Annotated in this window: 8 protein-coding genes; 5 read left to right on the top strand and 3 right to left on the bottom strand. The window is 68.9% G+C overall.

What is annotated here, in order from left to right:
- Positions 1–103 precede the first annotated feature (103 nt).
- The 3 genes from AB0G16_RS36340 to AB0G16_RS36350 form a co-directional block, all read right to left on the bottom strand.
- Positions 104–646 (bottom strand): YbhB/YbcL family Raf kinase inhibitor-like protein, encoded by a 543-nt coding sequence (locus tag AB0G16_RS36340; protein WP_362815220.1) that lies wholly within the window; start codon positions 644–646, stop codon positions 104–106.
- 244 nt (positions 647–890) lie between these two features.
- Entirely contained in the window at positions 891–1,754 is an 864-nt protein-coding gene (locus AB0G16_RS36345) for an ABC transporter ATP-binding protein (RefSeq protein ID WP_362815222.1), read from the bottom strand.
- Positions 1,747–2,679, bottom strand: a complete 933-nt coding sequence (locus AB0G16_RS36350; RefSeq protein ID WP_362815224.1) for an ABC transporter permease — start codon at positions 2,677–2,679, stop codon at positions 1,747–1,749. The genes AB0G16_RS36345 and AB0G16_RS36350 overlap by 8 nt, the downstream gene beginning before the upstream one ends.
- A 502-nt stretch (positions 2,680–3,181) precedes the next feature.
- Between AB0G16_RS36350 and AB0G16_RS36355 the strand changes: the two genes are divergently transcribed.
- From AB0G16_RS36355 to AB0G16_RS36375, 5 genes are all read left to right on the top strand, one after another.
- On the top strand, positions 3,182–4,816 hold the full coding sequence (locus tag AB0G16_RS36355; protein WP_362815226.1) for an ABC transporter substrate-binding protein: 1,635 nt from the start codon (positions 3,182–3,184) through the stop codon (positions 4,814–4,816).
- A 117-nt stretch (positions 4,817–4,933) separates the two neighbouring features.
- Entirely contained in the window at positions 4,934–5,872 is a 939-nt protein-coding gene (locus AB0G16_RS36360; protein WP_362815228.1) for an ABC transporter permease, read from the top strand.
- Positions 5,865–6,800 (top strand): ABC transporter permease, encoded by a 936-nt coding sequence (locus AB0G16_RS36365; RefSeq protein WP_362815230.1) that lies wholly within the window; start codon positions 5,865–5,867, stop codon positions 6,798–6,800. Before AB0G16_RS36360 ends, AB0G16_RS36365 begins: the two co-directional genes overlap by 8 nt.
- 69 nt (positions 6,801–6,869) lie before the next feature.
- The gene (locus AB0G16_RS36370) at positions 6,870–7,883 is read left to right on the top strand and encodes an ABC transporter ATP-binding protein (protein ID WP_362815234.1); all 1,014 of its coding nucleotides are present in this window, start codon (positions 6,870–6,872) and stop codon (positions 7,881–7,883) included.
- The gene (locus AB0G16_RS36375) at positions 7,867–8,880 is read left to right on the top strand and encodes a dipeptide ABC transporter ATP-binding protein (RefSeq protein WP_362815232.1); all 1,014 of its coding nucleotides are present in this window, start codon (positions 7,867–7,869) and stop codon (positions 8,878–8,880) included. The genes AB0G16_RS36370 and AB0G16_RS36375 overlap by 17 nt, the downstream gene beginning before the upstream one ends.
- The last annotated feature ends 125 nt before the right edge of the window (positions 8,881–9,005 follow it).

Here is a 9,005-nt window from a genome sequence, read left to right on the forward strand (position 1 = left end):
CCCCGGGGCCCCCGAGGTGGACGCCCGCCCCGCTCACCGCGACGGGCCGGCCCGCGCGGAGGCGGTCCTCACCGCGACGGGCCGGCCTTCGCGGGGACGGTCCTCACCCCGACGCGCCGGTATCGCCGACGCCGTACTCGGGCGTGACGAAGCCGCGGGCGAGGGTGTGGGCGGTGATGTTGAAACCCACCACGGCGGGGGAGGCGTCGGCGTCGAGGCCGAGCTTCTCCACGTCGAGGGCGTGTACCGCGAAGATGTAGCGGTGCGGGGGGCCGGGGGGCGGGGCGGCGCCGCCGTAGGCGCGCGTGCCGTAGTCGTTGCGGCCGTGCACGCCCACGCCGCCGTCGGCCGCGCCGGCGCCGGCGGGCAGTTCGGTCGTGCCGGCGGGGATGTCGTACAGCAGCCAGTGCCAGAACCCGCTGCCGGTGGGCGCGTCGGGGTCGAAGCACGTCACGGCGTAGCCGAGGGTGCCCTCGGGGGCGCCGGACCAGCGCAGGTGCGGGGAGACGTTCTGGCCGGTGGCCCCCCAGTCGTCGAACACGTGGGTGTCGGCCAGGCGCTCGCCGTCGCGCACGTCGTCGCTCTCGACGGTCAGGGCGGGGACCCGGGGCAGGAAGTCATACGGAATCGGTGGCCGCACGGACACGATTCACCTCCGATGGGAGCGTCTTGTCGGTCGCCCCTCATCCTGCCCCGTGATCGGACCCGTAGCGGCCGGAGCCCGTGGTGATCGGCCCGTGATGGTCGGCCCGTGGCGGCCGGAGCCCGCCGTGGACGCGTCCGTGGCGGGCGCGGTCTCACCGTGGACGCTTCCGTGGCGGCGGGGGCCGGCCGGGGGCCGCCGGGATCGCGCCCCCGGAGAGCGCGGGCCGGGACACCTTGGGCGGGGTTCAGCCCTTGTTGTAGGCGGCCAGGACCGTCTGCGGGTCGCCGTCCATCTTGATCTTGCCCTTGTGCAGCCAGATGACCCGGTTGCAGGTCTCCTCGATCACGTCCAGGTTGTGCGCCACCAGGAAGACGGTGCCGGCCTGGTCGCGCATCTTCTTGATGCGGTCCTGGCTCTTGCGCCGGAACTCGCGGTCGCCGGTGGCCAGGGCCTCGTCGATGAGCAGCACGTCGTGGGACTTGGCCGAGGCGATGGCGAAACGGAGCCGGGCGCCCATGCCGGAGGAGTAGGTCGACATGGGGAACTGCACGAACTCCCCGATGCCGGAGAAGTCGACGATGTCGTCGTAGGTCTCCCTGACCTGGGCGGGATTCATGCCCATCGCGTAGCAGCCGAGGACGATGTTGCGCTCACCGGTGAGCTCGCGCATCAGCGCGGCGTTGACGCCCAGCAGGGAGGGCTGGCCGTCGGTGTAGACCGCGCCGGAGTGCGGGGGCAGGAGCCCGGCGATGGCGCGCAGCAGCGTGGACTTGCCGGAGCCGTTGCGGCCCACGATGCCGATGGCGTCACCGTGGCGGGCCACGAAGGACACGCCGCGGACGGCGTGCACCTCCTTCATCTGCGGGCGTCCCTGGCGCTTGACGAGGCGCATGAGGGCGTTGACCGCGTTGCCCTTCTCGGTGTCGCTGGCCGCCCCGTACACCCGGTAGATGATGTGCAGGTCGTCGACGATGACCGTCGGGGTCTCCTCGCGGGCGGGGCCGCCGGGGACGGCGGGTTCCGGGGCGGGATACACCCTGACGTCCGTGCTGGGCACGGCCGGCTCCTCGGCCTTCACTCCGGACAGCTCCTCGGTCAACTCAGCCACGGCCGTACTTCTCCTCGGCTCGCCAGAAGTACCAGAAGCCGCCGAGCAGAGCGAACACCGCCCAGAATACGCAGACGCCCCAGATGTAGGGGGGCGCCGGGTGCTCCTGGATGAGCAGGTCGCGCATGAGCTCGATGTACGCGGCGGCGGGGTTGAAGTACATGATGTCGGCGACCCACTGGGGCAGGCCGGCGTCCACGACCTTGTCGTTGATGGAGAAGAACACGCCGGAGGCGTACAGCCAGGTGCGCATGATGAAGGGCAGGAGCTGGTTCAGGTCGCGGGCGGTGGCGCCGACGCGGGCCAGGACCAGGCTGGCACCGACGTTGAACATCGACTGCAGCGCCAGGGCGACCGGGATGAGCAGCCAGTACCAGGTGATCGGCTCCTTGGTGATCAGCACCAGGCCCCCCAGCACGCCCATGGAGATCAGCAGTTGCTGGAACTCCTGGATCGTGTAGGCCAGCGGGAGCGCGGCCCGGGGGAAGTGCAGGGCGCGGATCAGCGACAGGTTGCCGGAGATCGCCTTGGCGCCGCCGCTCACCGAGCGCTGCGTGTAGGTGAAGACGAACATCCCGGTGATGAGGAAGGCCGGATAGTTCTCGACGCCCTTGTGCGCGCCGAGGATCAGACCGAACATCAGGTAGTAGATCGCGGCGTTCAGCAGTGGCGTGAGGACCTGCCAGAGCTGACCCAGGGCGGAGTTGCTGTACTTCGAGACGTTGCGGGAGGTGGCGTACGTCGTGATGAAATGACGCCGTTCCCACAGCTGACGCAGGTAGACGGGCAGACTGGGGCGTGCGATGGCACGCCGAAGTCCGTAACGCGCGGCGAGCTTGGCCAGCGGCTCTTGCCCCTCGGAGGGGTTGCCGTTCTTCGGGCCGCCCGCCTGGGCGTCCGCGATCGCGGATTCCGGCTGGCTCATGGCAAGGACTCTATTGGATGCGAGTGGATGAAGTGCCTGCGGCGGTCTGCCGCTGCAGACATTGGACGGGTTCCCCGGGCCGGAGGTTCCACGGCAATTGTGTGGTTCGTCGGTGACCGACCGGCGGGAGGGCGGCAGGGTCAGTGTCGCCCCCGGGTGGGGTCATGGGCGAGTAACGGACATAGGACCCCAAGAGGGAGGGTATTTTGACATGACCGTTGACGTCCTATGTGGCAGCATGTGTCGGATTCGTAGGAGACTGAGATCTCGGATTCACCAAGGTGACGGACATGTGACGCTGGATCGGCGCATGCGTGACCTAACTGCAACATCGCAGATACAAGCCGGTGTGGAGCGGTGAGGAATAGTCGCGACCGATCGGTGTGGCGTCAGCACCCGAACCGGAACCAGCGGGAAGCAGGGACCACAAGATCCTCCTTCACGGTGCCCGGTTACCGGATCTCAGTGCCGGCGTAAGCCTGCAAAGGGAGGATTTACCGTAATGCGTGTTACCAAGAGTGCGCGGTTCGCCGCCGGCTCCGCGCTGCTCGCCCTCGCCCTGGCCGCCTGTGGCGGCGGCACGGAGACCCAGGGCGGGGGATCGGCCGCCGCCGACCTGCCGGTTCGGATGGAACTGGGCGAGCCGCAGAAGCTCTTCTACCCCGGTGACACCACCGAGTCCGAGGGAGCCGAGGTCCTGGCGGCCGTCTTCTCGGCGCTGGTCAGCTACAACGAGCAGAAGCAGGTCGTCGAAGAGGCCGCCGAGTCGATCGAGACGACCGACAACAAGGTGTGGACGGTCAAGCTCAAGCCCGGCTACACCTGGCACAACGGCGAGAAGGTGATCGCGCAGAACTACGTCGACGCCTGGAACTACGCCGCCAACCAGGACAACGTGCAGGGCGCCAACGGATTCTTCAGCCGGATCGACGGCTGGGCCGACCTGAACCCCGGTGAGGGCAAGGCCGTCTCCACCAAGGAGATGAAGGGCCTGAAGGTCGTCGACGAGTCCACCTTCACCGTCACCCTCGCCCAGCCGTTCTCGCAGTTCAAGACGATGCTCGGCTACACCGCGTTCTACCCGCTGCCCAAGGCTGCCTTCGGCCCCGACGGCAAGGTCACCGAGGAGTACGCCAAGAAGCCGATCGGCCAGGGCGCGTTCCAGGTCGACAAGCCCTACAACAAGGGCACCGACCAGACGATCGACCTCACCCGGTACGACAACTTCACCGGCAGCAAGCCGAAGTTCGCCAAGCTCCAGTTCAAGCTCTACACGAGCCAGGAGACCGCGTTCAACGACCTGGCCGCCGACAACCTCGACATCCACGACTCGCTGCCCCCGTCGGCGATCTCCAGGGCCAAGTCGGAGTTCGGCGAGCGCTACATGGACGAGCCGGACGCGGGCGTCGGCTACATCGGCTTCCCCCTGCAGTACAACAAGACGTACTCGGACGTGAAGGTCCGCGAGGCCGTCTCCATGGCGATCGACCGCAAGACCATCGCCGAGACGGTCTTCTCCGGCACCCGCGCCCCCGCGGACGACTTCATCAACCCGCTGCTGGAGGGCTACCGCGCCGGCGCCTGCGCGGCCTGCGCCTACGACCCGGCCAAGGCCAAGGCGCAGTACGCCGAGGCCGGCGGTCCCAAGACGCTGGAGCTGGGCTACAACTCCGACGGCCCGCACAAGGAGTGGATCGAGGCGGTCGCCAACAACCTCCGCGCCAACCTGGGCATCGAGGTCGCGGTCAAGCCCTTCGAGAAGTTCGCCACGATCCTCGACGAGCTCGACAAGAAGACCTACGGCGGGCTGTTCCGGATGGGCTGGGCGATCGACTACCCGTCCGCGGAGAACTACCTGACCCCGATCTTCTCCACCGTCGCGATCAAGACCGGTTCCAACTACGCCGGCTGGTCGAACAAGGAGTTCGACGAGCTCCTCGTCAAGGGTGACACCGCCGCGACGATGGAGGAGAGCCTGAAGTTCTACCAGCAGGCCGACGACGTGCTGATCAAGGAACTGCCGTACATCCCGGTCTACTTCTACCGGACCAACGCCGCCTTCTCCCAGAAGGTCAAGGGCGTGAAGGTCAACCTCCTCAACCAGATCGAGTGGGACCAGGTGGAGAAGACCGGCTGACGAACGGTCGAGCGCCGGGTGGGAGCCCGGCCTCACTGGCCGCCCGGGATCGGTCCCGCGGCACCGCGCGATCCGCCGGTCCGCGGGACCGGTCCCGGGCACCTACGGGAGACTTGAATGGGCCGCTACATCCTTAGACGCCTGCTCCAGGCGATACCTGTCCTGCTGGGTGCCACCCTGCTCATCTACGCCATCGTCTTCGCGCTGCCGGGCGATCCCATCGCGGCGCTGGCGGGCGAGAAGCGCATCGACCCCAACATCGTCGCCATCCTGCGTGAGCAGTACCACCTGAACGACCCGTTCCTGGTGCAGTACTGGTACTACATCACCGGCCTGTTCAGCGGTGACTTCGGCCGCACCTTCAGCGGGGTGTCGGTGAACGAGATCATGGCGGGCAAGTTCCAGGTGACCATCAACCTGGCGATGACCGCCCTGGTGCTGGAGGCGGTGATCGGCATCGGTCTCGGCACGTACGCGGCGCTGCGCCGCGGCCGCCCCCTGGACTCGATGATCCTCGCCTCCACCCTGGTGCTCATCTCGATCCCCACGCTGGTCACCGGGTTCGTGCTGCAGCTCCTGCTGGGCGTGAAGCTCAAGCAGGCCGGGCTCGACCTCTTCCCGGTCGCGGGCGTGTCGGAGGGCTGGCGCAGCTACCTGCTGCCCGGGTTCGTGCTCGCCGGGACGTCGATCGCCTACCTCACCCGTCTCACCCGGGGCAGCCTGGTGGAGATCCTGCGCGCCGACTACATCCGCACCGCGGTGGCCAAGGGCCTGCCGCGCCGCAGGGTCGTCGGGCGGCACGCGCTGCGCAACGCGCTGATCCCGCTGGTCACCTACCTGGGCGCCGACCTCGGCGCGCTGATGGGCGGCGCGGTGATCACCGAGACGATCTTCAACCTGCCCGGGATCGGCCAGCAGCTCTTCAGCTCGGTCTACCTGCGGGAGCAACCCGTCGTCGTCGGTATCGTGACCGTGCTGGTGCTGATCTACATCCTGGCCAACCTGGTCGTCGACCTGCTGTACGCCGTGCTCGACCCGAGGATCCGCTATGAGTGACACCCTCATCCCGGCCGGTGGACAGACCGGGAACCCGAAGTCCGGCCGGCGGGGGAGGAAGGGCTCCGCGCCCAAGGCCGCCAGCCTGTGGAACGACGCCTGGTACGACCTGCGCCGCAGGCCGCTCTTCATCGGGGCGTCCTTCCTGATCGGCGTCCTGGTCGCGATGGCGGTCGTCCCCTCCCTCTTCACCTCGGTGAACCCCTTCGACGCCGCGAGCTGCCAGCTCTCCGACGCCCGCAAGAGCATGGGCGAGCTGCACTGGTTCGGCACCGACAACCTGGGCTGCGACGTCTACGCCCGCACCGTCTACGGCGCCCGCAACTCCATCGTGGTCGGCCTGACCACCACGATCGTCACCGCGCTGGTGGGCGGCATGCTCGGCCTGTTCGGCGGGTTCGCCGGAGGCTGGCTGGACACCGGGTTCTCCCGGCTCGCGGAGATCTTCTTCGCGATCCCGTCGATCCTCGGCGCCCTGCTGATCCTGGCGGTGTTCAGGACCGGCAACGTGTGGACGGTCATGATCGCCCTCGCCGTGCTGACCTGGCCGATGACGTACCGGATCATGCGGGCCGCGGTGATCACCGCCAAGAGCCAGGACTACGTGATCGCGGCGCGGGCGCTCGGCGCCTCGACGCCGAGGATCATGTTCCGCCACATCCTGCCGAACGCGGTCGCCGCGGTGATCGTGGTCGCCACGATCAACCTGGGGTACTTCATCGCCGCCGAGGCGGGGCTCTCCTTCCTGGGCGTGGGCCTGCGCTCGCCGGACATCTCCTGGGGGCTCATGATCGCCGATGCCAGGGAACGCTTCCTGGAGGCCCCGTGGGCGCTGCTCTTCCCGGCGCTCTTCCTGAGCCTGACGGTGCTGGCCTTCATCATGCTGGGTGACGCCGTCCGCGACGCCCTCGACCCGAAGCTGCGGTAGGGGGGACCTGTGAAGAAGACTGCCACCTCGGCCGCCTCGACGGCCTCGACGACCCCGAGGACCTCGACGGTGCCGTCCGGTGACGTCGCGGGCGGCGAGCCGCTGCTCGTCGTCGACGACCTGCACGTGGAGTTCGCGACCAGACAGGGCGTGCTCAAGGCGGTCAACGGGGTCAGCTACTCGCTGAGCCCCGGGGAGACCCTCGCCGTGCTCGGCGAGTCCGGTTCGGGCAAGTCGGTGACCGCGCAGGCGATCATGGGCCTTCTCGACATGCCGCCGGCCCGCATCCCCCGGGGCGAGATCCGCTTCCGGGGCACCGACCTGCTCGCCATGTCCGAGGACGCCCGCTCCCAGGTCCGCGGCCGGAGGATCGCGATGATCTTCCAGGACGCGCTCTCCGCGCTGAACCCGGTGTTCACCGTCGGCGCCCAGATCGGGGAGATGTTCCGGGTGCACCGGGGCATGTCCCGGCGCGACGCCCAGAAGAAGGCGATCGAGCTGATGGACCGGGTCCGCATCCCGGCGGCGGCGCAGCGGGTGAACGACTACCCGCACCAGTTCTCCGGCGGCATGCGCCAGCGCATCATGATCGCGATGTCGATCGCGCTCGACCCGGAGGTGCTGATCGCCGACGAGCCGACCACCGCGCTCGACGTGACGGTGCAGGCCCAGATCATGGAGCTCCTGGCCGAGCTGCGCCGGGAGAGCGACATGGGCCTGATCCTGATCACCCACGACCTCGGCGTGGTGGCCGACGTCGCCGACAGGATCGCGGTGATGTACGGCGGCCGGATCGTGGAACACGCCCCGGTGCACGACATCTACCGGGCCCCCGCCCACCCCTATGCCAAGGGGCTGCTCGACTCGATCCCCCGGGTCGACCTGAAGGGGCAGGAACTCTACGCGATCAAGGGCATGCCGCCGAACCTGCTCGACATGCCCTCGGGCTGTTCCTTCCACCCCCGGTGCCCGTACCGTCAGGACAACTGCGTCACCGACCCGCCCCCGCTTTACCAGATCGACCCGGTGCGCAGCAGCGCGTGTCACTACTGGAGGGAGGTCCTCGATGGCAGCCACGGGTGAGCCGATTCTCGAGGTCCGCGACCTGGTCAAGCACTTCCCGCTGACCCAGGGCGTGATCATGCGCAAGCAGATCGGCGCGATCAAGGCCGTCGACGGGGTCTCCTTCGACCTGCGCCGGGGTGAGACGCTGGGCATCGTCGGGGAGTCCGGTTGCGGTAAGTCCACCCTGGCCAAGCTGCTGATGGCCCTGGAGCGGCCGACGTCCGGCTCGGTGCGGATCAACGGTCAGGAGATCGCCCGCGCCAAGGGCGCCAACCTCAAGCGGGTCCGCCGCAACATCCAGATGGTCATGCAGGACCCCTACACCTCGCTGAACCCGCGGATGACCGTGGGCGACATCATCGGGGAGCCGTTCGAGATCCACGGCGACGTCGCACCCAAGGGGGACCGGCGCCGCAGGGTGCAGGAGCTGCTGGAGGTGGTGGGCCTCGACCCCCAGCACATCCACCGCTACCCGCACCAGTTCTCCGGCGGCCAGCGCCAGCGCATCGGCATCGCCCGGGGGCTGGCGCTCCAGCCGGAGATCATCGTCTGTGACGAGCCGGTCTCCGCGCTGGACGTGTCGATCCAGGCGCAGGTCGTCAACCTGCTGGAGCGGCTGCAGGACGAGTTCGGCCTGGCCTACGTCTTCATCGCCCACGACCTGTCGGTGGTGCGGCACATCTCCGACCGGGTCGGGGTGATGTACCTCGGCAAGCTGGTCGAGCTGGGCAAGGACGTCGAGATCTACGACCGGCCGGCCCACCCCTACACCCAGGCGCTGCTCTCGGCCGTGCCGGTGCCCGACCCCGAGGGGCGCGAGCGGCGCGAGCGGATCATCCTTCAGGGGGACCCGCCCTCCCCGGCCGATCCGCCGTCGGGCTGCCGCTTCCGTACCCGGTGCTGGAAGGCCGAGGAGATCTGCGCGGTCGAGGAGCCGGCGCTGGTGGTCAGGCCCGGCACCGCGCACGCGAGCGCCTGCCACTTCGCCGAGACCCACGACGTGATCCACGTCTGAGCGACGGCGCGGCGGGGGACCCCGCACACGCCAGGAGGCGCGGCCCCCACCCGTGACGGGTGGGGTCTGCGCCTCGCACGTGGACCACGCGCGGGCCGTCCTGGACTCGACCCCCGGCCCGGCCG

Origin of the sequence: Streptosporangium sp. NPDC023615 (assembly GCF_040640155.1) — a bacterium.
Classification (GTDB): domain Bacteria; phylum Actinomycetota; class Actinomycetes; order Streptosporangiales; family Streptosporangiaceae; genus Streptosporangium.